Source organism: Coprococcus sp. AF16-22, assembly GCF_003461545.1.
Lineage (GTDB): Bacteria > Bacillota > Clostridia > Lachnospirales > Lachnospiraceae > Coprococcus > Coprococcus aceti.
Genome location: NZ_QTXH01000009.1, coordinates 20,178 through 45,931, shown reverse-complemented (window position 1 = coordinate 45,931; position 25,754 = coordinate 20,178). Strand labels below are relative to the sequence as shown.

Sequence of the window (25,754 nt, the reverse complement as noted above, 5' to 3'; positions counted from 1 at the left end):
GCTTACCACGGTCTGATTTTTCACTGCATATACTTACCGGATCGTGTCTGCCATTAATCTATCTACTCCATATGTCTGCCCCATATATTATCATCTATTCCGATAAAAATATATATCTATCCGGTATATGTTATGCCTCGTATCGTTCTGCCAGTGAACGATTGTATATATGTGCTCTCCTGTGCTTTTTGTTATCCTTTTGCCTTCTCTATCCACTTCACAGCCTTCGCCAGCCTCTTCCCGGAATCGGCAAAATGTCCACCTGGATTTATCTCATATATCACATCGTTGTCCTTCTTCAGCAGGTCGCAAATCTCCTTTGTCCGATCCGCCACAGTTGCCATAAGTCTGTCTGACGTTCTCGATTCCTTACCGCCGAGGCTGATGTATATACGTTTATTCGCAAGTGTTGGCTGGCTGTTTACATATTCCACAAATCCCGGATACCACATTGAACCTGAACATGTGGCACACCCGTCAAATATATCAGTCTGATACATTGCCCAAAGTGCAAAAAGCCCGGCAAGCGAATATCCCATGATATAAAGAGGTCTGTTCGCCTGGCTTTGAATATCCAACTGCGGTACGACCTGCTGTTCTATATAATCCAGTGTCCGTCCCGCCTCTCCGGCAAATGATCCATCGACCTCATCCGATCTCCACGGTGAGAGATCCCTGTTCCAGTCATCTATCTGTATCGCAACAAGTGTAAAATGTTCTTCTCCCACCAGTTCTCTGATAGAATCCGCTGTGTGCTCCAGTTCATCTCCCCTGTGTGGGTACATGACCCAGAGGATGATCGGACCATTTTCCGAAGATATAAGTGTGTGTACCTGCATGTTTTTCATCTCCTATAGTGTGTCGGCTATCTTCTGGACTTCCTCCACTGATATGTTCAGTTTCTTCGCTATCTCTTCTATAGGAACCTTCACATCCAAATATGCCCTCACTGCACCCTTTAATTCTCCTCGCGCCTCGCCTATAGATATTCCTCTCTCTTCTCCTCTGGCTTCCGCCCTATCAAGTACTTCACACATATTTTTTAAACCTCCTTTATTTCCGTTAGCCTGCGCCTGTTCAAATCTTTCGTCCTGCGTCAATACGCTCATGAGCTTTAACACCTCGTCAACAATTGTTTTTCCACCGAACAACAATACATTTACTATATCTGCAAATACATCATTATAATCTGCCAGTATCTTTTCTGTTATATCCTTTTCTCCCATACAAACCTTCCTCCTCTTGTTTCTATGAAAAGTAAAGAAACCAATAGAGGATAGTTGCATGAATTTATAGCCATATTTTTTATAATTATACTATAGCAAAACCTGAGCGGCAACACACCTCTACCGTCTCCATATTAATTTGAATTATTTTGTGATAATCGCAGTGAAGTACTGCAAAGATCAATTTCGGAATTACACATAACATGATAAACCCATTTCAAATGAACGATTATTGGAACTGCAAAAATCAGCTACACAAAAATAAAATTTCACAAGATATAAGGATCATCTGTGGGTAATCAACTTGCTCACGGATGATTTTTATTTATACGGCGGTTTTTCATAGTTGACTTATTGCGGAATCTGTATTATATATTATAATACAGATAATACAAGAAGGAGGGCCACCACATGATCATAGAGCTTGACATGAGCAGTGACACACCCATATACGTACAGCTGCGCAATCAGATAGTAAAGGGAATCGGCAAAGGCGAGATACAGCCAGGCGAAAAGCTTCCCACTGTAAGACAGCTTGCGGCGGATGCCGGCGTGAACACAATGACTGTGAATAAGACATACCAGATACTAAAAAATGAGGGATATATCAGAACTGACAGAAGGCTTGGAGCATTTGTATCAGAAAATATCAATATGGACGCCGAGTTCCGTGACAAGCTGGAGTCAGAGTTGGAACTTCTGTCCGCCGAGGCAAGCATAACCGGGATGAACCGGGAAGATTTTCTCAAGTTGTGCGATGAAGTATATTCCAAAATGAAGTCTTCTCCAATCCAAATATCCACTTAAATTACTAGAAAGGAGCCGCTTATGAGCATAGCATTATTTATCATCTTCCTGTTTATGAACTTCTTCATACTGCTCATAATGAAGTTCGTATATACAAGTAATTATTCGTATACCGAAGGAATGCTCCTGGGTGTCCACATTCCAAAGGAACACATTGAAGACGAAACCGTCCTGAATATTGTTGCTGCTGCCAGACGTAAGATGAACCGGATTATCTGGATAAATCTCATCCTTGGAACAGCCCTGTGCTTTGTCGTATTCTGGGAGATCATTATATTCATACTGGCATACACTGTCTGGATGATCGCATTCTGTTTCCTTATAACATATGCAAACAACTCTGCGCACAGGAAAATGTATGCCCTAAAGATGAAAAATGATTGGGTGGTCCCTGATCAAAGAAGAAAACGTTACATTGATACAAATGTGTCAACCCAGATCGGCAAAAGTGAGATCAGTTTCAATTATCATGGAATAATAATCCTTGTAGAGCTCATTTGCCTAGTGCCATTTGTGATAGGGAAAAGTGCGGTCATATCAACCACAATGATAATAATGGGACTCTGCTCCGTCCTGATGTCACTTACATCCATGATATTCCACATATATGTAAACCGGCACGAGCGAACTGTGTACAGCTCGGATACCCAGCTCAACCAGACCGTCAACAGAACCATGAAGATATACAAGGGACTAGCAATGCTGATTCTTTCGGCAACAAATGCTGTCGCATGGGTATATATCACTATTGACACCCTGATTCATTGCATATCATCAGCCAGTAAGTCCCGGCAAATTTCGCTTTCTGATATCCTAAATTTCAAGGGTGCGCTTGTAGATGTCTCGCTGTGCAGCTCCGCACTCTATGTCTATATATTTGTCCAGACTCTTGCTGCCATCGGATTGTTTGCACCTCTCCTCATGGCACAAAGCAGAAAACGTGAACTCTTGGCCGCCGACACCCAGCCTCTCTACGTGGATGACGACGAATACTGGAAAACCGGATATTACTACAATCCTTCCGACCCGCATGTGCTGGTTCAGAACAGATTGCAAAGTGGAAATTATACATTTAACTATGCCACCAGGAGCGCAAAGATTTTTACAGGACTTACATATATCCTTATCACCGCCTGCATTGTCTGGACGATAGGCGTGCTTGTGCCATTCATAAACGTGCATATTGACACTCATCTTGACTCCAACAAACTCACAGTGTCTGCTGCCATATACTCATCGGAGATATATTTTGATGACATCGAGGAGGTTCAGCTTCTGAATGAACTGCCAGACGATGATTTTGTTCGCACAAACGGAGGTGCCACCGATGAATACCTGATCGGCCATTTCAAGAGCAGCACCTACGGCAAATGTGAGCTGTATGTATACGCAGACAGTTATCCCATCATCATGATAAAGACAAGGGATGAAGTGATATTTATGAACACCAAGGATTCTGATGATACTTATTCTATCTTCGAATCCATACATTCATGAGATAACGCCAAAACAGGTACAATGGATAAGTATGCTATCATTTTCTTAAGAAATGCTCCCTGTTCGGATACTCCTGCCTGAATGCCGCCAGTGCTGCGCTCTGAAGTATGGCAAATTCCTTGTCCATGTGCAGCATGTGCGGCGCGTCAAATGCGATGGAGCTTATCTGATCTGCGATCTTCTTCGCCACGCCCTCATCCGAGAGCTGCCCCATACCAAATGCTATGGATGTGAAACCTCTGCCGCCTCTGCTCACCTCGATGAACTTGAGAAACGCATTCTTGAGTTCATATAGCAGTATCTCCTGTTCCTCGACACTTCTTCTGTCTGCGTCGAACAGGCAGAGCTTGCTTATAATCTCCACAGCCTGTTTCTTTTTCTGACCTCCGATGTCAACAGAACCGCCCTCCGATATGTATTTGAGCTCCATAAGGCAGCCCACAAATGCATCATTCTTCGGCTTTCTCTTGCCATATCTCGCCGTCCACAATCTCTGACGGAAGACAGTAGACGAACCGGCGCTGTCACCATCCATATCCGTGCTGTTATTTTCCAGCAGTTCAAGTCTCTTATCTGCATCCGTCTCTCCGTAAAATTCTTCTATCCAGCTATTTTCCATATGCATCCTTCCCGAATATATAATTGGATCTGTATCTCTACATCAATTCTTGATAATTTTTCCAGACAGATCTTCTCCAATTATATATGCTTTTAATTCACGATTGTTTACTCATGTATCAGTTTGTAACTTTAGTCAGCTATTTTAGTTCATTATTTCAGGCTCTTATTTTAACGCTCCTGTACTTATCTGAGCAGGAAATCATCCACGCTGTCAACATCGACCTTCCAGTAAGGCGACACGTAATATTTGCCCTCGTCAAGATTATGACCATCAAGGCTGTTTCCCTTGAAGAGATCAACTGCCAACCGCGCTATCTCTCCCGCCTGGGCCTCCTTGTCATTGTAAACTGTTCCCTGCATGTTTCCCTGCTTTATCGCCTGGAGAGCATCATCAAGTCCGTCTATTCCAAAGATCACAGGCCATTTGTCCCGGCTTATACTTGAGTTATCGTACGCCTCAACTGCGCCCAGTGCCATCTCATCATTGTTGGATATGACAAGCTCTATCTGACTGCCATACTGACTTATAAGCTGAGTCATTCTGTTCTCCGCCTGACCTCTGTTCCAGTCTGCAAACTGATAACTGAGCTTCTCAAGATCCACTCCCTTATCCATGATGGTCTTCACCGAACAGTCGGTTCTGCTTATGGCATCCTGATGTCCGGCCTCCCCCTCCAGAAGAACATACTGTATCTTGCCATCACCGTTGCGATCCACTTCGCTGTGCTTCTTTATATAATTTGCCGCAATCTCCCCCTGCATATCACCGGATTCTTTTGCGTCACAGCCAACATAGTAGAGCTTTTCCCACTGCATCAGGTCATCACGCACCGGCTCTCTGTTGAAAAAGATCACTGGTATATCACTCTGCCTTGCTGACTTGATAATATTTGCCGGTGCGGTTCTGTCTACAAGATTTACACACAGCACATCGCAGCCTGCATCTATCATCTCATCAACTATCTCATCCTGCTCACGCTGATCATTATCACCACTTCTCACCGATACTATCACATTCATGTTTGTGGTCTCCATAGTCTTAAGCTGAGATTTCACCTTTTCAATCATGGCATTTATGAATGGATCATCTGCTGTATAAGTGACCACCCCGACTCTCATGGTTTTGTTTGATTTTTTATTGCTGCTGCCGCAGCCCATAAGCGAGACTATCATCGCAGCTGCCAGCAAAAGCACATATATTTTTCTTCGTTTCTGTCTACTCATATGAATATAAAAACCTCTCTACATCATCGGAGAACAAATCGTCACTGTATATTATCTTTATGCCCTCCTCCCGACTCTTCATCGTATACAATCTGCTGTTCAGACCCTTTACTACCTCTGTCACACTGGCATAGCCAACACCGTATCCATCCGGAATAACAAGGCACTTTATCTTGCCCGCATCAAGCAGCGCCACAGATTTTACGCTGGTCCCCATTCCATATATCTGGGCGCCATTGTACATACCGTTATCCGCATTCTCTCCTATCTCATCGATCGCATATGTGTCCATCACAACCATGTAGTCCACCTTTCCCAGAATATCCACAATGTCACATATGTTCTGATTGCCACATCGGCTGTACACCCAGCTCACCTCGCATCCGGTTCCTTCTATCGCATCCATAAGTCCTGCTTTTCCGCTCACACTTCCCTCTGTCTGGGAATATCCGGTTATAATGCCTATGCTTTTGCCACGGAGTCCGTCCGCATCATTTGCCCTGATCTGTTCTCCAAGGGTATATCCTATCTTGTAGTTATCAGGTTTTATTGTGACAAATCCCGAGGCGCCATCTTCACTGTATGCATCCTGGGTTATAAGTACAAATGGTACATCGCCAAGCTGTCCCAGCATATCCGATGTATCCTCGCCCGGTGCAGGACAAATTATGAATGCATCTACATCATTTTCAAGCTGTTCATCTATTAGCTCCTTCTCATCCTGGGCTGACTCGATATCATCGGTGTTGCATATGATAAGATGGACATCATTGACATTTGCTGATTGTTTTAGTCCATTTATAAGTCCATCCCACCTCTTATCACCGGAATTTGAAAGTATGACCGCTACTCTTTTCTGAGGCACATTTTCCCGGAATATCTGATGTATAAAGAATCCGGCTATAACCACCAGAAACAGCTCCGCGATCAGAAAGGTTATCTTACTCTTCTTCATCTGTGACCATCCCCCTTCCAAAATCCTGCCTCTCAAGTCTCTCTCTGTTCTCCTCCGTATAAGGAATGGCTGGAATGTGAATGACAACCTTTGTTCCCTCGTCCGGCTCACTGTACACCTTTAATCCATATTCGCTGCCAAACATCAGCTTTATCCTGGAGTGAACATTGATAACACCCACTCCGGAGCCATGCTTTGGCACCTTATTGTTGTCCACAAGGATGTTCCGGACAACATCCTCCGACATACCCATGCCATTATCCTCAACTGAAATGTAGATGTCATTGCCCTTCTTCTCACCGCGGACAGTTATCTTGCCGCCATCGTCCTCATCCATGTTGCCCACACCATAGTATATTGCATTTTCCAGGATCGGCTGCACGATAAGTTTAACTGTACAATAGTCATTTATCTCTTCGTCTATGATAAATTCTGTAGCAAATCTTTCTTTATATCTTACCTTCTGTATGTTCATGTAACTCGTGCTGTGCTGGATCTCGTCCGCTATCCTTATGACAGTTCTGCCCTTTGACAGACTTATCCTCAGCAGCTTTGCAAGCTCAGATATCATAAATACTGCATCTGTATTTCTGTTCGCCTCCACCATCCATGTTATGGACTCCAGTGTATTATACAGGAAATGCGGATTGATCTGACTCTGGAGCGCATCCATCTCACTCTTTCTCCGCTCATTCTGCTGTCTGATTATCTCCTGCATCAGAATCTCTATCTGCTCATAGGATTTCTTGACCGAATATCCCAGATGTCTTATCTCGGAAGATCCTCCAATATATATATCCGTGGTTCCACCTGTCTCATATGACTTTACTGATTCATTCAGCTTAAGTATAGGCTTTGAGATTTTCTTTGTTATGATCCTGTTCACCCACAAGAGCATCATAAGCAATATCACAACCGTAGTTATGATGTAATATCTGTACTGATTGATGCTGGCAGTCTGAACACTTTCCGGGACAACTCCTATGATCTTCCATCCAGTGTAGGCTATGCTGCTGACAACAACATTTTCTGTGCCACCCGTCATCTTGATCTCATATGTACCGTCATCGTATACCGCTGCCTCTGTACTTTCCTCTGTGAAAAAGCCTCTGTCTATCTCTGCTCTTCGCGGATGGTATATGATATCTCCGTCACGGTTGCACAGATAATAATAAGTCTCACTTGAAGAATCATTGATCCTTGAAAGAGCCTCCTCGATCACGGAATACTTCATATCTATCAGAAGCACACCGTTTACTGGCTTATCTCCATCATTGATATCAACAGAACGGCTGAGGGATATGACCCAATAATACCTGTTGGCGCCATCTTGAAACAGATCTTGTATATGAGGTGTAGAAAAGTGCATATTCTCTATATCTTCAGATGCATTCTTGTACCATTCCTGTTCCTCGACATTAACCTTATCCTTCTGCACTGCAACCGGCTCCGCAGCAACAAGCTTCCCGGAATTGTCGTACAACGCCATACTCTGCACTTTGTCAACATTCACCTCATATAAAAGGCTGAACTGTCTGCTGAACTCCTGACTGGAGATGTCATATTCCTGGATAATGTTATAATTCACTCCATTAGATATCTGTCTGATGCCTGCCAGGTCTGTATCCACTTTATCCACAGTACTCTCTATCATGCTTTCTGCATTTGACACTGCAGTCTGCTTTATCGCAAGCTTGAATCTATTGTAAATAAGAAATCCCATAACAACAGTTGTGGTTATCGTCAGTCCTGTGAGCACCGCCATTATTATTGACTGTATGTCAAATCCTATAAATCTGCCATGATGAAACCAGCCTCGCAGCCTCGTGCGCAGAGAATATTTATTTTTCTGCATTTTGCCCTGAGCATCCTTTTTCTCTCTAATCTTCAAAACAATTCTACTCCCCTTATACTTTCTCTGCTCTACTTATTCCCCGTATGTTCAGTTCTGTACTTTGATGGCGACATTCCAAATCTCTTCTTGAACACATAGCTGAAATAATTTGCATCCTGATATCCCACCTGCTCTGCTATCTTATAGCTCTTCTCATTTGTCTCAAGTATGAGATTGGCTGCGTGATCCATCCTGTAATCCGTCAGATACGAGATAAATGACTTGCCTGTCTCCTTCTTGAACACTGATGAAAAATACGAATTGGACACACCAAGCTCTGAGCACACCGTATCCAGCGACAGATCGGGCTCCATATACCTGTCAACTACCATATTCTGGGCATCCGTTACCATTCTTCTGGACGTGTTATTTCTGGCATTTTTCAATTCCTCGCCGATCGCCATCGATGTGTCTATGAGCCATGCTGTGAGGGTAACTTCATCCATCTCAGGAACCTTCTCGTATGGGTTGCTGATCCCACCTGAAAAATTATCAAAATCTATAAAATTATTTGCGCAGAATCTGTAGAACGTTCCTACCATCTCCATGAGCGTCAGCTTGTACCTGTTCATGGTCTGTGCAGATCTGTGCAGCTTCTCTATCTCATCATGTACCGCTCCCTCAATGGCATCTCTTTTGCCAAGATATATTGACTTGATAAGTTCATGCATATTTGCATCTTCATACTGTACTGCGGCCTTCTGCTCCTTCGGTGCGATCTCAGCAATATTTATAGCCCTCTGGGTTCCGTATAAGACCCTGTATGATACCGCTTCCCTGGCACCCTCATATGAATTATTGATATTCAGGAGACTGTCACACACTCTGCCAATACCAGCAGTCACCACGGCACCCATGACTCGGTAAGCCCATCTGCAGAATCTGTCGCAGGCATCCGTCAGCTCTGCCATGGCATCCTCTGAGGCTATTTCGATGATGAGCACTGAGTTGCCCAGATATGTAAATACCTTGCATTTCCATGTATCAGCAATTCTGTCCTTGATCTGCTGTTCCACCGACATTGACAACAGAAGCGGATTCATTCCATCTGGAACGTGATGCTCCGATGTATGAAAAACCGCGCAGCAATAAAGCGGTCCCTTCATATCAATCTGGTATGCTACAAGAAATTTCTCATAATCCGACTCGCTCACTCTGCCCTCTATCAGTGATACAAACAGATTTGTCTGAAGAACAGGCAGAGATTCATTGAAATAATTTGCAAGCTTTTCTACATTCAGTTTTTCCTCCCTCTCCTTGTCCAGAGAGTTCTTGACCCTCTTCAGACAATCCGAGAGTTCTAAAGCATTTATAGGCTTGAGCATGTACTCCTCTATCTCAAGGTGCACCGCCTCCTTGGCATACTCAAACTCATCAAACCCTGTGAATATGATGATGTGTATATTCTGATAATCATTGTTGAGCCGCCTGGACAGCTCAAGGCCGTCCATATACGGCATCTTGATGTCCGTTATGACCACATCCGGCTGCAATTTCTCCACCAGTTCAAGAGCCTTCACACCATTGTTGGCACTTCCCACAACATCAAACCCAAGCATATCCCAGTGGATCTTTCTCTCTATAACATCTATAACCTCTTCCTCGTCATCGACAAGGATAACCTTGTATTTATCCATCTAACAGAAATCCTTTCTATATATCAAATGCCACCCGGTTCACCGGTCTTTTCCAGCAGTGTAATTATATCAAATACCGCAGAGAATATCTGTACTTTTATTATTATTTCTTCATCTATACCGTCAAGAAATTTTCCTCACCTGTCCGTGACTCGAAACCTTGCCTGTTTCCAGCTTAGGATCCAGCTTGTTTCCGGCTGAACATCTTGCCCTCCCGTAATCTGGAATATTTTCCCTATCTCCAACAAAAATAGCTGCTGTAGGAAAAAATTGTAACTTTTCTCTCCCCATATAGCCCTTACAGGAAAATAGAACGAAGGAAGCGGAACACTCGCCCAAGATTTTACAATATATAAATATCTCCACATCCCAGCCTTCCTTGCATGCGCCTGCCACTTTTATGCATGCCACCTAATCGATAGCTAGACGCGACTGAGCTTCAATGATTTTTGCTAAGGCAGAGCGCGCAAACGCCCTTATCGCGCGCGGCGCCGCATGCAGATAAAATCATTGGAGCGAAGGAAGCGGCTGCGTAATTAGGTGGCATGCATAAAAAAGTGGCATAGATGCAGGAAGGCTTCCGCCAATCCACATGCCTTGCGTCATGCGTGCACTTCGTGCACTTCACAAGGAATCCTCCCGCTTATGCGGGCCCCTCCTTATGAAAAAAACCGCTCAATCCATCCTGTAGACGATCCGAGCGGCTTTTTATATAAAGGTTTTGTGAGAGTTAAATTTGTTGTTCCTTACTTCTTCTGTACATACTTGAGACAGTCAAGAGTTACAGCGGCAAGGATGATGATACCTTCGAATATGAACTGAAGGTTTGTATCAATACCAAGAATGGTAAGTGAGTAGGTAAGTGATGTGAAGATAAGAACACCAGTTACAACACCGGAGATCTTACCGATACCACCTGTGAATGAAACACCACCAACAACGCAGGCTGCTATAGCGTCCATATCCCAGCCCTGTCCATAAGCTGCACTACCTGAACCAACCATTCTGTTACACTCAAGCCATGATCCGAATCCGTAAAGGATACCGGCAAGGATGAATGCACCAAGTGTTACCTTGAAAACTGATATACCTGAAACTGCTGCTGCCTCTGGGTTTCCACCTACAGCGTACAGATTCTTACCAAATGTAGTCTTGTTCCAGATGAACCATACTACTACGATTGCAACTACTGCCCAAATGATAATAGTTGGGAAGTTTCCTATTGTTGGGATGAACATATTTGGTATTGCTGAATCAATAGCACCAAACGAAACACCCTTTGTCGCATATGTTACAAGTCCGAAGATGATCAGCATGTTCGCCATTGTTGAAATGAACGGATGCATCTTGTACTTCGCCATGAAGAAACCTGCAATACTTGAAAATACTGTTGTGAGGATAATACATGCAACAAGTGCAAATAATGCTTTTCCTACAACCGGCATACTTGAGAAATCAAATATGTGTCCAAACACACCACCTGTATTTGCACCATTGTGCATGATAATGGTAGCTGTAACCATACCCATACCAACCATACGTCCAATCGAAAGATCGGTACCGGTCAGGAGGATAAGTCCCGCAACGCCGAGTGCCAGGAACATTCTAGGTGATGCCTGCTGAAGTATGTTCAGTATATTGGTAACTGTGAGGAGCTGTGTGTTCTTCACAATTGGAGTGATGATACAAAGTGCAATGAATATCAACACGATTACTATATACAGACCGTTCTTGTAAAGGAACTGTGTTGTGTTGAATGTGTACTTGTAATTCTCAAATTTCTGTGCTCTGCTCTGCATGAATGTGTACTTGGACATTCTAAGGAGATCTATCAGATGATACTTGTGTGAAAATGCATCATGCTTTCTGTCCTTAATCTCCTGAAGTCTTGACTCATGTGTCATCTGTGCATCAAAGAGCTTGTTCTTGTATACATATTTCTCGTCCTTGATCTCTTCCGGATCAGAGAGTTTTGCAAGTGTCTGTTCATGCTCTGTCTTGAGTGTTGCCTTTACTCTCTCATAGGACTCATTTTCTGCTGCCTTCTCAGTCTCGCAGCTTGCCACTACTTTGCTGTAGTACTCGCTGTCATAATGCTCCTTAAGGTATCCCTCTGCGTCAGCGATAAGCTTTGCAACCTTATCCTTATTGGCTGCCTCAACTGCCTTTGCCTTCTCCAGGGCTGCCTTATCCTTTGCGATTATGCTATCCTTTTCTTCCTTTGATAAATTCTTATCTTCCTTTGCGATAGCTATATGGTTCTTCAAACTACGAACCTTGTCAGATCCATCAACTCGAAGTTCATCGATCTGAGCCTGTATCTTTCCAACATATTCATCAATCGGCTTGAGGAGTTTTTCCTCTGCATCAGCCGAAAGGATCATATTTTTATCTGCCATATCCATGCTCCTCTCTATTACAAATATTTAGCACTAAGTCTTAACAATTCTTCCTGATTAGTCTCCTTGGTATTTACAATTCCGGCAAGGTGTCCATTTGACATAACACCTATACGGTTTGTGATACCCAGGATCTCCGGCATCTCAGAGGAGACAACTATGATAGTCTTGCCCTGCTTTGCCATGTTGATTATAAGTTCATATATTTCATACTTGGCTCCTACATCGATACCTCTTGTAGGATCATCCATCATGAATACATTTGGTGAACGCTCAAGCCATTTTCCGAAGATAACCTTCTGCTGATTACCACCGGACAGGTTGGCGATCATATCGTCAGGTCCCATACACTTGGTGTGCATGACCTTGATCTCCTCAGCTGTGGCACGAACCATGCTGTCATGTGACAGTGCCACGCCGCTCTTGTAGTGGTTCATATTTGCAATGGTGGTATTGAAGGTGATATCTGCCTTGAGGAAGAGACCATTTGCCTTTCTCTCCTCAGTGATGAGGGCAAATCCGTGATCCATAGCATCCTTTGGACCGGTGAAGTTCATGATCTTGCCACCATACATTACATTTCCTGCTGCTCTTGTACGAATACCAAATATAGTTTCCAGGAGCTCTGTACGACCTGCGCCAACCAGACCATAGAGACCGAATATCTCACCCTTCTTCACATCAAATGTGATGTTCTGGAGCTTCGGTGCATACTTTGTGGAGAGTCCCTGTACTGAGAGGATCGTCTCACCCGGCGTATTGTCGACCGGTGGGAATCTGTTATCAAGTGAACGACCAACCATGGCTGATATAAGCTCGTTCATGTTGGTGTCCTTGCTGTCCTTTGTCATGACCAGACTACCGTCTCGGAGAACTGATATCTGATCACAGATCTCGAATATCTCATCCATCTTATGTGAGATGTAGATCAGGGAAATTCCCTGCTCCTTGAGCTGTCTCATCATCTTGAAAAGCTTTGCAACCTCAGGTGCTGTCAGTGATGATGTAGGCTCATCAAGTACGATTACCTTGGAATTGTACGAGATAGCCTTTGCGATCTCACACATCTGTCTCTGGGAAACTGACATTCTCTTCATCGGCTGTGTAAGATTGACCGTTATCCCCAGCTTTCTGAACAAGTCTGAAGCTTCCTTCTTCATACGGCCCTCATCGATGACTCCAAGAGAGTTCTTTGGATAACGTCCAAGGAACAGGTTGTCAACAACGCTTCTCTCAAGACACTGATTTAATTCCTGATGAACCATCGCAACTCCATTCTCGAGTGCATCCTTAGGGCCAGAGAAATTTACTTCTTTTCCATCTAATATTATTGTGCCTTCGTCCTTCTGATAGGTTCCGAAGAGACACTTCATCATTGTCGATTTACCGGCACCATTCTCACCCATAAGTCCCATGATCGAACCAGGTTTAACATTCAAATTAATATGGTTAAGGACCTTGTTTCTGCCGAATGATTTGCTCATGCCTTGAATCGATAAGATGTATTTATTCTTATCTTCTGCCATATCTCTACTTCCTTTCATTGAACATCAGCCCATTAATAGTCGCCTTCAGCGAGGGCTGATGCTACATATCAAGTTTTCATAGAAAACTTGATACATGCTCTTAGTAAAAGAAGGGTATCAAATGTTTAGTCTGACACCCCTCTGAGTTAAATCATTTCCTATTGATCAATCATCCAGGTAACTTATATTACTTAGAGAGAATTGATGTGTATGATGCTGCATTGTCTGTCTTAACCATGTTGATTGCAAATGCATCGTACTCGCCTGGGTTACCAAGACGGTTTGTGATGTTAGACTCTGTCTGTCCATCACCACCGATGTAATCTACATTCAGGTTAAGAAGGTCATCGTAGTTCTGAAGAAGTGGCTGGTATGTTGAGCTCAGGAAGTTATCTGAAGCGTTGTAGATGTCAAGCCATACCTTCTTGCTTGGACTCTTGCTTGAGTCAAGCTGCTTTGAAACCTTGTCATAAACCTTTGTTGAATCTGTGAAATCCTGATAGTTGTCTGCTGTTACTGCCACGTTCAGTGCGTAGTATGATCTCTCGTCTGCGCTGTATCTGTAGTCAACACCTTCCTCAAGCTGGTTTCCAGCCTCGTCTGCTGTACCGATACCAGTATCAACATCTACACCATCAAGTGCGTTACGGAGAACTCTCAGTGTCAGGTAAGCCTGAACATCTGCATGCTGTGAAATTGTTCCGCCGTAGCCCTCTGCAATTGCTGCAACTGCATCGCTGTTAGCATCGTATCCAAATGTAGGAACCTTGTTGTCCTTTGCCCAGGCATTGAACATTGACATTCCCATACCATCGTTATTTGAAACAACTACATCGATCTGATCACCAAATGATGCTGTCCATGTTCCTATTGCATTACCAGCTGTAGCTGCATCCCATGTAGCTCCTGCAGAGTTCTTCATCTCCTGTGATGCAAGCTCTCTGATCGTATATGTCTTGCCATCAACATCAAGCTTAGCATCCTGTACTACTGTTGCCTTACCATCTACGTTTGTTCCGGCTGGTGTTGAATCAACTGCTCCGCTTGCATCAACGCCTGTGCCAAGTGCTGAACGAACACCTCTTGTACGTGCGATTGAATCATTGTGTCCGATATCACCGATTGCAAGTACATATCCGATGACTCCATCACCGTTACGATCGATCGTTGCTGCATTTGCCTTGATGTAATCAAGAACCATCTGGCCCTGGAGCTCAGCACCCTGATTAGCATCAAATCCTACATAATATGTGTCCTTGTTGTAGCTAAGAGCGTCCTTGTCAAGCTCTCCTGTTGAACTGTTAGATGGCTGACGGTTGAACCAGCAAAGTGGCTTGTCCTTGTTGGCTACTCCACTGCTTGAGCTTCCGCCACTTGAGCTTCCGCCTGATCCACATCCTACCATTGATAAAGCAAGTGTTGCAGCTGCTGCTACAGCTAAAATTCTTCTTTTTCTCATATTACATTCCCTCCTGTTCTTTGAACATCAGCCCATTTGTAATTGCCTTCGGCAAGGGCTGATGCTGCATGTTAAGTTTTCTGAAACTTAACACATCCTTTGGCTTTGTGTGTTTTATTTTTTCGTCTTGCCTCATTGACTGTACTCATTATAAGTTGATACGGGATTTGAAAGAATAGAATATTTTTGGATTAATTAGCAAAATTTTGTGATTTATTGATTTTTTTATAGATATTTTTACCAATTCACACTGGTTAATAGTTATATGTCAAGTGTATTTTTCGCTTAACACGGGTAAAATTGCATATTGAGTTGGGCAGTTTTGACTCATTCTCGGCATTTTAGTGGAATCTTCTATAACGGCTTGTTTTTATCTTTTTGTTGTTGTTTCGTAGGTTTGTGCATAAAATTATCTCCTTTTTGCTAGAGCGTGGGTTCGACTCACCCACGCTCTTTTTCAGGCTTACATATTCACATTCAAGTAATTTCCACAATAAGGACATTTGCTGGAATATCCAGTCGCTGCACGGAAACTCGAACCACAATTCGGGCATCTGACCGCCACAAGTCTCAGCTTATCCGGTGCCACCGGCTTGTCGTCCATGAGCTCTTCCTCACCAGGAAGCCTCTCATCCCTTACTGAATCCGGATCATAGCCGTATTTGCCGTTGTACTCAAATATATCTATCGTCAGACCTATCGGATACATGCCGCCCCCCCTTGTGAATCCCGTTGGTATTATAGCCTCCCGCTCAACATGGTAGCTGTCAAAGTAATGCACGATCGTGTCCATCATATATGTATTGTTCACCCTGACAGAAGTATTCTCCGTGTATCCATATATCTTTGCAGGATACCTCACGCCCTTTTTCACTATCATCTTCTTGTTGTGGACCAATATCGCCACCACTATATCCATTCCCCCACCGATCAGTAAGAAACTTCCCGGAAGGCTCAGCATAGCCAGGGGGAATTTGCCAGGCTCCGCCACAATCGCAAATATAATTCCCACGAAAACACCGACAGTAAGAAATATACTGCCAACCAAAACCACTATCTTATGAGCTGCATTCATACTATTTCTTCCTTTCTCAAATATCTGCAAAAATCACCGATTCTCTGCTCATACCATGTCTACATCACCATCTGCCAGATTATGTACAATACAAGCAAGTGTCCCGGATAAAATGCATAACAGAAGTATTTAAACCACTTCTTATGGTATCCCAGTTTTCCATTGTATAGCCATATCACCGGCAATGCGATGAGCGCAAACGCCTGCTGCGGGAACTCAAAGCTATGTCCCGCTATACTAAACGTATAACAATATCCGCTAAGCAGCTGTGCATTGATGTAATACATACACACAATCTGTGCTATCAATTTCCATGGTTCCTTGCCCCGGAACAGATAGAACATTATAACCATGACGACTCCCGCTCCATAGAAATCAACCATTGTGATCGTTCCTATCACATATCCCACAAGAGCCACAACAACCGCAACCGGAATCCACAGCCATACCTTGCCCTTTTTCCTTACTTTGTCTATCAATGCTATCAGCAGTAATCCTATGAGAAATGTCCAAAGTACATTCTGATGAAACAGATACAGTACACTGTCTCCGGACACAAGATCAAACGGAACTTCAGATATCACCGCAAATATCAGCATTCTGCACAGATATCTGCGGAAATTACTGGTGTGATAAAATCCCTCAACTATCATGAAGGCAAATATCGGAAATGCTATTCTTCCTATGCACGTAAGTATATCCACATACGGAAACAACGTTGCCCACATGTGATCACTGAGCATGCATGCCATCGCAATGATATGCAGCATACAGGAGCTGAATACTCCTGCCTTTATATTCCAGGACTGTTTCCCCGGATCAATCATTTTACCATTCTGTATATCCGTCATATTGATTCCTCCTTTTTATATGACTTCGTCATATTGGTTCCTAATATGTGCCGCCAACTCCTTCGCCCTTGTTAAATCCGAATATGGCGCAGCATATCAGATCTATGATAAACAATACCGACAATGTGATACATATAATGTTCTGCACTTTTTTGCTCTTGGAATTCAGAAATTCACTGAGCTTCGGTGCCGCTATATACACTCCAAACAGGCTGCCCAAACCAAATGCAAGAAGTCCCACCAGACATATTCTTCCATTTACATTAAGAAACTCGTTCTTGTAGTCCCAATACTGTGAATTAAAGAAGAAATCCAGTGCCCAGCTTGCTATGAATTCTATGATTCCACATACCACCATCGCCATAGCAAACAGCTTTGCCTTATCTGCCTTGAAGCGGTCAAGCAGGAATATGATAGCAACGCCGCCGACTCCGTACACAGGCAGCCACGGTCCATACATGGTTCCACGGTTTACAAGAACATGATCCATAACTATATAGAGTACGACCTCCCACAGCCATCCTATAAAACAGAACACAAAGAAGAAGAAAATGAAGTCCCTGAGACTGTATTCACTCTTCACCTTCATTCCCTCAGGCACCTCGACCGCGACATCCTGGAGAATATAGGCCGGTTTAGTCCATACCTCAGCAACTCCCGCGTCTCCTGCCGACTGATAAGCAGCCTCGATAGCCTTTTTGTTATATGGTGCAGCATTGAATGCTTCCTCGACAAAATTTTCCACACCTATATTCTGTCTGAACCAGAAGTACATCTCCACATCAAGCTCCATCTGAAACGGTAATGCTACCAGAAGTCCTGCAACCGGTATAGCCTTGATCATCCACACGTGGATGCACGACAGATCCGTCAGGAACATTTTCCACTTATAGCCTCTCGTCATCTCCCTTGACATGTTCTTCGCATCTCTCCACTTGAGTCTTGGATTCTCCGCCAGGAGATATGGAACCATCCTATACTGATAATACTTGTACACACCACCGATTATCGTGAGCCACCAGAGTGTCATAACAACATTGTAACAGAACATGACCCACATAAGTCTGAGTAAATAATGTCTGTGGAAAGGTGCAAACATCCGGTTGACGGACACCTTGTCACTGTATCTGCACTCCATGGCATAACGGCATTTGCCCACTATCGCCGCACTCTGTATAAAGAAATGGACAACAGCCATGATAAGAGCAGATATCAGGAGCATCACTATGACCTCGCCGGGATTTCTCTCCACATATGCCGTGTTGGCGCCTAAAAGCTTGATGATCCAGGTCTGCTTCGCCGTCACCGAGTCTATCGCACGGGCTACTGTCTCGGCTTTTTTCTCCGACATATGCTCAATCATCGGCATATTCTTTACATACTCCTTGAGTATGGTCACATTGTCAGCCTCATGCTCGGTCTCCTGTCCAAGCACCTGATCTATTCCCTTCACGAATTTTGTCTGGGAAGAATCATCTACCCCAAGATAAGAGAAAATAAAACACACAGCGACCATAGCCATCCAAGCCATAAGTCCACGTTTAAATACCGTGTTCCACGCTCCCTTTTTAAGCTGTTTCCTGTTCCAAGTCATTATAATACATTCTCCCTTATAGAATTTTAAATGTTATCATCTTACGTCTATATCCCGCATTTTTAATGTCACATCACTCAGGCAAACTGTGAAACTCATAACCTGAATCCCCCTAGATGAAGTCGAAGGTTGCCTGCTCATAGGAAAGTTCCTGATATTCAAGCTCCTCCTGATCTGTCTTGCTGGTGTAGTCCACAACGACTGTCTGCTGCTTTCCGCCCACCATCTGCTGTCCCAGGATATAGTTCACGTCAAAGCGTCCGGTGATGGCCGGTGTCGCGCCACGGGCAGGTACGATGAGCTGCACATGATTAGCTGCCAGCATGGCAAATATAGGCTCCCAAATATATATATCTTTTGCAGCACCAAATGGGTTATCGATAAATATAGTCTTGGACTGTATCGACTCCTCAGGTGCCAGACTGTACATTCCGGCAATATAGTTGATGACAGCAACCAGAAACTGAATGTAGATTCCCTGAGACTGTCCCGTACTTCCAACAGCCTCCTCATATCTGAGATAACGGCTCTGTTCCTTTATCCTCTCCCTCTTGTAGAGGTTAAGCTTTATGGCGTTCATATCTGTGACCATGACGCCGAACAGCTTCTTGAGTCCGAGGCAGTCACGGATGTACTTGATCCTCTTTCTCTCGTCTTCGTAGGCATCCGTACCCTTCACTATGTCATCTATATAGTCAGACATCCTTTGCTTCACAAATTCATCCTTCACATAAGGTATAGTTAGATCGACCATCTTGATCACATCATCGCCCACCGTGATACGTGACAGCTTTGGAAGCTTCTCAAGCTCAGTCTTGACATCCATACATCTCTGTACACACTGATTCTCGAAGTTCTCCTTTATGGCAACCATATCCTCAATGCCCTTCTCGACGCGCTCCTTCTCCAGCTTGATGAACTCAATAATCTGAAGAAGATTTGCCAGAAGCTCCTTTGCCTGACTGTAGGTATCCGGAACCTGCACATCCTGTCTGATCGTATTGGCCATCTCGAATACACCCATCTCCACAAGCGTATCCGCCGTCTGTCCCTTGAATCTCATGATTTCATTCTTTGCGCGGTCAAGGGCTTTCATGCTCCTGTCGTACTTCATAAGACTTGTCTCAAATAACTGTCTGAGGGTATCCATGTCTTCATCCAGTACATTTCCACCGGACACATCTATGTCATTTGTATCGACTATTCTCTTTACATCCTTGTACAGATCCACCATGAAACCATACTGCTTATAGTAATCGCTGTACGCCTTCTCAGCTTCTTTGAATATGCGGTTCATATCCGCAAGCACCGCATCTCCATTGGCTATGGCTGTATCGGCATCGGCTGCAGATATCTCCTCACGTACATAGCTGCCATCGCCGTATGTGCGGTTGATGTTCTCTATCGCATACTCTATGCTTCCCTCAAGCTTGCTATACGCCTTCTGGTCAGCCTTCTGCTGCTGCATCAGCGACGCCTCTATCAACGTGAGCCTTGCCAGCTCATCGTCCATCTCCCTGAGATTGTCCTCAGACGTCGGATAGAGCTCTCCTGCCCCGGCAAATACTGCCATGTCAAAGCCTCTCTTCTCTATGGTCTTCTGTATTCTGTCCATTGACTTCTTCAGCGCATCCATGAGCTTCTTCTTGTCCTCAAGATCCGGCGCATGCTCCTTTGAAACCGCCAGCATAGCCATAAATTCCTGTTCAAGCCGTTCATCTGAAATGTCCAAAGTCTCCTTGTATTCCTCCGGTATTCCGTCCTGCCATGCCGCAGCAGCCACGCCTGCACCATCTGTATTTTCAGCAACTCCCGCATTCTCAGACTTCGGCAGATACGGTTCGAAATACTCCGTCCACTTGTACTGGATATCCTCTATATTCCTTGTAAGCCCCGCAAGCTTTGACTCAGTCTCTCCAACCGTCGTCGACCACTTCAGCACATCGCTCTGAAGTCCTGACAGCTTTGCCACAAGGTCAGACTTCCTCTGCTTATACTCGGCAAGTCTCTGCTCCTCCGGTCTTGCAAGATCCGACAGCTGCTCTATCATGACAAATGTCTGTCTTCTGTCAGATTCCTTCTGCTGACTCTGCTGCAGGTCTCCATATCTCTCGGTGTTATTCTTAAGCTCCGTCTCTGTAACCTTGATCGATGTCTTAAGCTCCTCAAGCTCATCATTCTTATCGAGCAGTGCCTGGTTCAGCTCTCTCTCCCTGTCCTCGGCACCTGTATATCTCGCATCCACAAGCCTTGTGACAAATGCAAGATCCTCCTGATAAGTCGCAAGCTTCTCATTTATCAGACTGATCTCCTCCGTGAGACCTGATATCTTATCAGCATTTGCCTTTCTGGCGTCCTCTATGGAGTCCTTAGACATGAAATATTTCCTGTCTCTTCCTATGATAAGCATGTTCTCGGCGGGAACTATCGCTGAGTCTGAAAGCTTATCCATATCGTACACCATTACACATTCACTGCCGGTGTCTATCGAACCGAGATTTATATCGTCCTCCAGACTATCAAATCCCTTTGTCACAACACTGTACGGCAGGTATGGATTTGCCTGAAGCAGCTCCTCCTTTGTATCACCCGGGAGTGCCGACAGATAATCCGCACCATGCATGGCCATGAGCCCATGTCTGGTGGAGATGTAGTTTATCACAGTCTCAGCACCCTCCGACGGCGGAAATGGTCTGCCATCCTCATAGCATTTCGCAAGCTTTGTCAGTCTGTCGATCTCCTGCTGGCGCTTGATCGTCTCTGTTATGGTGCCCCTAATCCTGTCATTTATAACACCTGTTATATCCTGTGGATTCTCCACAGAGTATACTGCCATGATGCTGTCGAGCTGACTTCCCGACTGCCTGTACGCCTCGGCGTCAAGCCTTGCATCCTCGCAGCTTCTCTCCAGCGCATCATACTCAGCCTGCACAGTCGTCAGTCTGTATCTGTCATCGTACAGCTTTGTCCTGCCATCTGCTATGGCTATCTCCAACTCTGTCATCTCAGCAAGTATCCTGTCAGACTCCTCCTGAGCCTTGTTCATCATATCCTTCACATCACCCACTACGAGCAGGTTGACTGATGTAGCCAGCTCACTTATTCGGGCACTTATCTCATCAATCTTGGCTGTGGCATCAGCGATATTATTCTCCGCCACCGCCTGGGCGATCTCGCCCTCCCTCATGACCTTTCTGCAGTACTCCGCCTCCTCAAGTGCGTGATCATAGCTGGTCTGGGCCTCTTCCCTTGCCGCCATGAGCTCTGCAAGCTTCTTCTCATCACGGATGCGTCTGTTGTACGCATACACCGCCATCTTCTCACTGGATGATCCGATGTTGTTTCTTATATTGTCGACTATCAGTCTGCTCTCTTCGTACTGTCGCTTGTTCTCCCTGTATACAAGGTAGTCATTTACACTCTCCTTGTAGCCGATCTGGTTTTTCAGCTCCGCAAGCTTCTTCTCATTGTTCTCTATCTGCGTGGCAGTGTCATCCATCTTGCGGTTCATGTCCTCAAGGCGCAGATAATCCCTGGTGACCCTGAGATTTGCCAGACGCTTGTTCTGCTGTTCCATCTGCTCCCCGGCGTCAGCCTTTGCCTTCGCAAGCTCCTCCATATGGGTGTCGCCCTCCTGTGTACACGCCCTTCCTGTGGCATACACATCGGCCAGGCCCTTACATATCCTGTCGTTGTCCTCGTAGAGACCTATGCATGAGTTCACCTTGCCCTCGAGCACATTTATCAATTCTATCTGGTGGTCATAGTTGGCTATGTCACGCTTTCTCTGCGCCAGAACGTTCAGCTTGTCCTTGATGTCGAGAAGAGTCTCTGCCATGGTGTCTTCCTCACCGTTTCGTCCTGTCTTTGTGGCAAATGCCTTCTCTATGATCTCCTCTATGAGCAGATCCTCCACTACCTTCCTTGTGGTCCTGTAATTTGTCTCAAAATACGTTCTTACGTGCCCCTCTGTCTTGTTGATTCCACGTATGATTTCCCAGTGGCTCTCGTGGAGACCATAGCCGCTTATAAATCTCTGGTACTCGCCCTTCTTGTCAAATACCCTGACCTCCAGACTCATATCCCTGTGTCCGAGATCCTTGAGATATGCCTTTAAACCGTTGAATGTGATCCTCTCATTACCCTCCGACAAAGGAAGGTTCACTATGTCATTCTTGTTATATTCCCTGTAGAAAATGCAGTAATTAAAATACTCTATGGATGCAGTGTCCTTCTGTACCTCCCCGGCATCCGCAGCATCCTTCGCCTTTCTGGCACAGAATCCGGTGGTCATGTATCTGTAGCCATCCTTTATATCCGCCTCGTCAAGCTTCCACTCGATCAGCGAATGGATGACTGTGTTGCCGCCGCCCGCACGGAAAAGCTTCTCCACAGGCTGCTTCTCATCCAGAGTACAGTTCGGTATCAGGTTCTGAAGGAGCAGAAGCATGAGAATACTCTTTCCTCCTCCATTTGCCAGATCATACAGCGTGTTCTTGCCATACATTCTCATGGTGAAGTCATCGTACTGCTGTGTACCAAAGTTATATTTTACATTGTTGACCCTTATCCTGTTGATACTAGGCATCCTCTTCTTCACCTCCAAGCAGCTGATACAACCGTCCTCTGTATTCCTCAAAATAGTTCTCCGACAAAGCTTTCATCCTGTCTGTCGGATAGTACCTGTCCGCATTCTCCACAAATAACCGCTGGGCCGACATGAAGTTGAACACCAGCTTCACATAACCCGCCCGGGATGCCTTGGACGCCCTGGCGCTGTCGCCCTCCTGATTGCCCGTCACCGCCGGGAGCTCATCCCACAGGAGCGCTATCGCCTTGAAGCTGTCCTGCTCCACCTCATCAGTTGACAGAACATCAAGCTTCTTCGTTATGTCCGCAAGATATTTGCTTGTCTCATCTATAATGTTCTCTGACTTCACATACTCCCTGAACTGATAGCTGGAGGAATCCTTGTAAAAATAGAGAAGTGTCATATACATAATGAAGTAACACAGATAGAGCTCCTTGTTCAGACGAAGTCCCAGAAGCTTCTTCATGTCGTCATTCGTATAGCCAAATACCCTGTTGCCCTCTCCGGCTGTTATATACAAGCTGTCATTGTACTCGTACAGTGACAGGTTCATCTTCTTCATCATATTCATGACGATGTCGTACACCTCGGCATTGCCGTAGAATTCATCGTACAGCGGGCCGTTGTCGGGATGCTTCTTGCAGATCTCCTCACCTGATATTAACTTGGAATATATCTCTATCGCCTTGTCCAGATTCTTACTTTCCATCTTTTTCTCCTATTCTCCGTACAATCACTCTCAGCTGGTTTTGTTAAACTGAATTCCCGTAACGTACATGTCCTCGCCAATCTGTATCTCTTCGTCTGGATGGAATTCCAGTGTAAATGTCATGCCTCTGAACGCATCCAGTGTGAGTTCCGGTGCATACATCTCACGGGAGAGACCAGAACCGCCATGCCCCATATCACCATCGGTCTGATTCTGCAAAATAGCAATACCTTTGCCAGTTTTTATTCTCTCTATGTGATCTACCAGCATTCCCTCCAGCATAGTGTCCGGCTTTGCCAGTATCTCATCCACGCTGTATCTGTCCTTCTGAGCCAGGTGTGTGAGGAAGGAATAGTAATCTTTGTTGTCGTAGATTTCTTTTCCAAACTTAACTTCAAGTATTCCATTGAATTCCTTGAGACTCAGATGTCCCCATTTGTTCAGCTGGTCAAGGAGTTCGTGGAACAGCTTTGTGAAGTTGGCACTTATCTGTTCATCGAGCAGTTCATCTTCGTAACGGAAGTTCGGATCAAGCTGCTCCTTCTTTACCTTTGTGGTCTTCGCATTGTCCTCGGACTTCAGCGTGAGCATGTGATCTATGGATGTCATGCTGAACGTTTTCACGATCCTCGGAGCGAAGAGAGGCGCAAGTATGGTGAGTATCTTATCCGGTCTGTCCTCTTTTATGATACTCTGAAGCTGTCCTGCAAAGTCAAATGCAGGTCTAAGCTTCTGAAGCTTCGCCTTGTGTATGATATTGTCCGATATGTTCTGCAGCTCCATTGTGCTGCTTATCAGACTTCCGTGCTTGATGATGGTCCTCTTGAGTTCAAGCTCAAGCTGGCTTATCTCCTCCATAGCTTTCAGGTTGCCCTTGCCCATATTATCATAGCTCGCCTTAGTGATCGCTTTGTCCACCAGAGCTTTGTTCTTGGCAAAGAGCTTCTGCTCGTCAGCGAACCATTTGCCGACGGTCTTCATATAATTCTCGTACTCCTCCGCGCCCTTGAACACGTCGATGGACAGAAGATTTACTATCTCATCCTTCTCGCGGATCAGCCTGTTCACCTCGCTATTGATCCTGCGCACGACCTCGATACCGCCACGGAAGTTCTCTCCAACGATCATCTTTTCCAGAAGAAGCTGCTGCACGTTGATCTTGCTCTCGTCCTTGATCTCCTTGGTGTCCAGATAGAATTCGATTCCATCCGCAGTAATGAAATACAGGACCTTGCCATCCACTATATGGCTGTCTATCAGCTTCACTCGTCCCGTCTTGCGCTGCTTCTTTCCTGGATCATAGAACGTGAATTCAAATGCTCTTCCGTCGTTCTTGATCTTGTCAAATATATACATTATCAGGTCAGCCCTGTCATCTCCCGCGATCTCCACATCGAAATCACGGTCAAGGAGCTGCCCCATGAATTCCTCATATTCATCGTATGACACTTCACGCTCATTGAAGCTGTTCTCCTGAATAAAAAAACGCAGAATCGCCATGGTTATATAACCCATGTCCAGCTGTGCATAACGACCTTCCTTATACTGCGCAAATGTGGTCTCAGCCAGAACAAAAAACGGGTAATATTTCCTCAGATTCTGCATTCTTGCATTATGTTCTTCAATTATGTCATTTATCATCACGTATTTGAGTGCCATGTTTTCTCTATCTCTGTACTTTCCTGATTA

Annotated in this window: 19 protein-coding genes; 2 read left to right on the top strand and 17 right to left on the bottom strand. The window is 44.8% G+C overall.

Features of this window, described 5'->3' with window-relative positions; all coding sequences use genetic code 11:
- Positions 1–191 precede the first annotated feature (191 nt).
- Together DWW60_RS10220 and DWW60_RS10215 are read right to left on the bottom strand one after the other, a co-directional pair.
- Positions 192–839, bottom strand: a complete 648-nt coding sequence (locus DWW60_RS10220) for an alpha/beta hydrolase (protein ID WP_158565906.1) — start codon at positions 837–839, stop codon at positions 192–194.
- A 12-nt stretch (positions 840–851) separates the two neighbouring features.
- The gene (locus DWW60_RS10215; protein ID WP_022217422.1) at positions 852–1,226 is read right to left on the bottom strand and encodes a hypothetical protein; all 375 of its coding nucleotides are present in this window, start codon (positions 1,224–1,226) and stop codon (positions 852–854) included.
- Positions 1,227–1,637: 411 nt separating this feature from the next.
- Between DWW60_RS10215 and DWW60_RS10210 the strand changes: the two genes are divergently transcribed.
- Together DWW60_RS10210 and DWW60_RS10205 are read left to right on the top strand one after the other, a co-directional pair.
- Complete coding sequence (locus tag DWW60_RS10210) at positions 1,638–2,033, top strand: GntR family transcriptional regulator (protein ID WP_117875311.1); 396 nt, start codon at positions 1,638–1,640, stop codon at positions 2,031–2,033.
- 21 nt (positions 2,034–2,054) lie between these two features.
- The gene (locus DWW60_RS10205) at positions 2,055–3,530 is read left to right on the top strand and encodes a PH domain-containing protein (protein ID WP_117875310.1); all 1,476 of its coding nucleotides are present in this window, start codon (positions 2,055–2,057) and stop codon (positions 3,528–3,530) included.
- Between the two features lie 37 nt (positions 3,531–3,567).
- Here DWW60_RS10205 and DWW60_RS10200 read toward each other — a convergent pair whose 3' ends face one another.
- From DWW60_RS10200 to DWW60_RS10130, 15 genes are all read right to left on the bottom strand, one after another.
- Complete coding sequence (locus DWW60_RS10200) at positions 3,568–4,149, bottom strand: DUF6553 family protein (RefSeq protein ID WP_015534389.1); 582 nt, start codon at positions 4,147–4,149, stop codon at positions 3,568–3,570.
- Positions 4,150–4,334: 185 nt separating this feature from the next.
- Complete coding sequence (locus tag DWW60_RS10195) at positions 4,335–5,375, bottom strand: galactose ABC transporter substrate-binding protein (protein ID WP_022217418.1); 1,041 nt, start codon at positions 5,373–5,375, stop codon at positions 4,335–4,337.
- Entirely contained in the window at positions 5,368–6,330 is a 963-nt protein-coding gene (locus tag DWW60_RS10190) for a substrate-binding domain-containing protein (RefSeq protein ID WP_015534391.1), read from the bottom strand. The genes DWW60_RS10195 and DWW60_RS10190 overlap by 8 nt, the downstream gene beginning before the upstream one ends.
- A complete protein-coding gene (locus DWW60_RS10185; protein WP_330377921.1) occupies positions 6,317–8,221 on the bottom strand; it encodes a cache domain-containing sensor histidine kinase in 1,905 nt (634 codons plus the stop codon). Before DWW60_RS10185 ends, DWW60_RS10190 begins: the two co-directional genes overlap by 14 nt.
- Before the next feature lie 32 nt (positions 8,222–8,253).
- Positions 8,254–9,861, bottom strand: a complete 1,608-nt coding sequence (locus DWW60_RS10180) for a response regulator (RefSeq protein ID WP_117875309.1) — start codon at positions 9,859–9,861, stop codon at positions 8,254–8,256.
- Between the two features lie 123 nt (positions 9,862–9,984).
- Positions 9,985–10,227: a hypothetical protein gene (locus tag DWW60_RS10175; RefSeq protein WP_147341857.1), complete on the bottom strand. Its 243-nt coding sequence runs from the start codon at positions 10,225–10,227 to the stop codon at positions 9,985–9,987.
- 380 nt (positions 10,228–10,607) lie between these two features.
- Positions 10,608–12,260: a galactose/methyl galactoside ABC transporter permease MglC gene (locus DWW60_RS10170; protein ID WP_022217415.1), complete on the bottom strand. Its 1,653-nt coding sequence runs from the start codon at positions 12,258–12,260 to the stop codon at positions 10,608–10,610.
- A gap of 17 nt (positions 12,261–12,277) precedes the next feature.
- The gene (locus DWW60_RS10165) at positions 12,278–13,786 is read right to left on the bottom strand and encodes a sugar ABC transporter ATP-binding protein (RefSeq protein WP_015534393.1); all 1,509 of its coding nucleotides are present in this window, start codon (positions 13,784–13,786) and stop codon (positions 12,278–12,280) included.
- Between the two features lie 187 nt (positions 13,787–13,973).
- The gene (locus DWW60_RS10160; protein WP_022217414.1) at positions 13,974–15,245 is read right to left on the bottom strand and encodes a substrate-binding domain-containing protein; all 1,272 of its coding nucleotides are present in this window, start codon (positions 15,243–15,245) and stop codon (positions 13,974–13,976) included.
- A gap of 463 nt (positions 15,246–15,708) precedes the next feature.
- A complete protein-coding gene (locus tag DWW60_RS10155) occupies positions 15,709–16,320 on the bottom strand; it encodes a zinc-ribbon domain-containing protein (protein WP_117875307.1) in 612 nt (203 codons plus the stop codon).
- Between the two features lie 59 nt (positions 16,321–16,379).
- The gene (locus DWW60_RS10150; RefSeq protein WP_117875306.1) at positions 16,380–17,171 is read right to left on the bottom strand and encodes a TraX family protein; all 792 of its coding nucleotides are present in this window, start codon (positions 17,169–17,171) and stop codon (positions 16,380–16,382) included.
- Positions 17,172–17,211: 40 nt separating this feature from the next.
- Positions 17,212–18,765, bottom strand: a complete 1,554-nt coding sequence (locus DWW60_RS10145) for a DUF975 family protein (protein ID WP_015534398.1) — start codon at positions 18,763–18,765, stop codon at positions 17,212–17,214.
- A gap of 112 nt (positions 18,766–18,877) precedes the next feature.
- The gene (locus tag DWW60_RS10140; protein ID WP_243002948.1) at positions 18,878–23,404 is read right to left on the bottom strand and encodes a hypothetical protein; all 4,527 of its coding nucleotides are present in this window, start codon (positions 23,402–23,404) and stop codon (positions 18,878–18,880) included.
- A complete protein-coding gene (locus DWW60_RS10135; protein WP_004852816.1) occupies positions 23,346–24,065 on the bottom strand; it encodes a DUF6063 family protein in 720 nt (239 codons plus the stop codon). The genes DWW60_RS10140 and DWW60_RS10135 overlap by 59 nt, the downstream gene beginning before the upstream one ends.
- A 30-nt stretch (positions 24,066–24,095) precedes the next feature.
- Positions 24,096–25,724 carry a hypothetical protein gene (locus DWW60_RS10130; RefSeq protein WP_117875304.1) on the bottom strand — a complete coding sequence of 543 codons (1,629 nt, stop codon included), beginning with the start codon at positions 25,722–25,724 and terminating at the stop codon, positions 24,096–24,098.
- Positions 25,725–25,754: the final 30 nt, after the last annotated feature.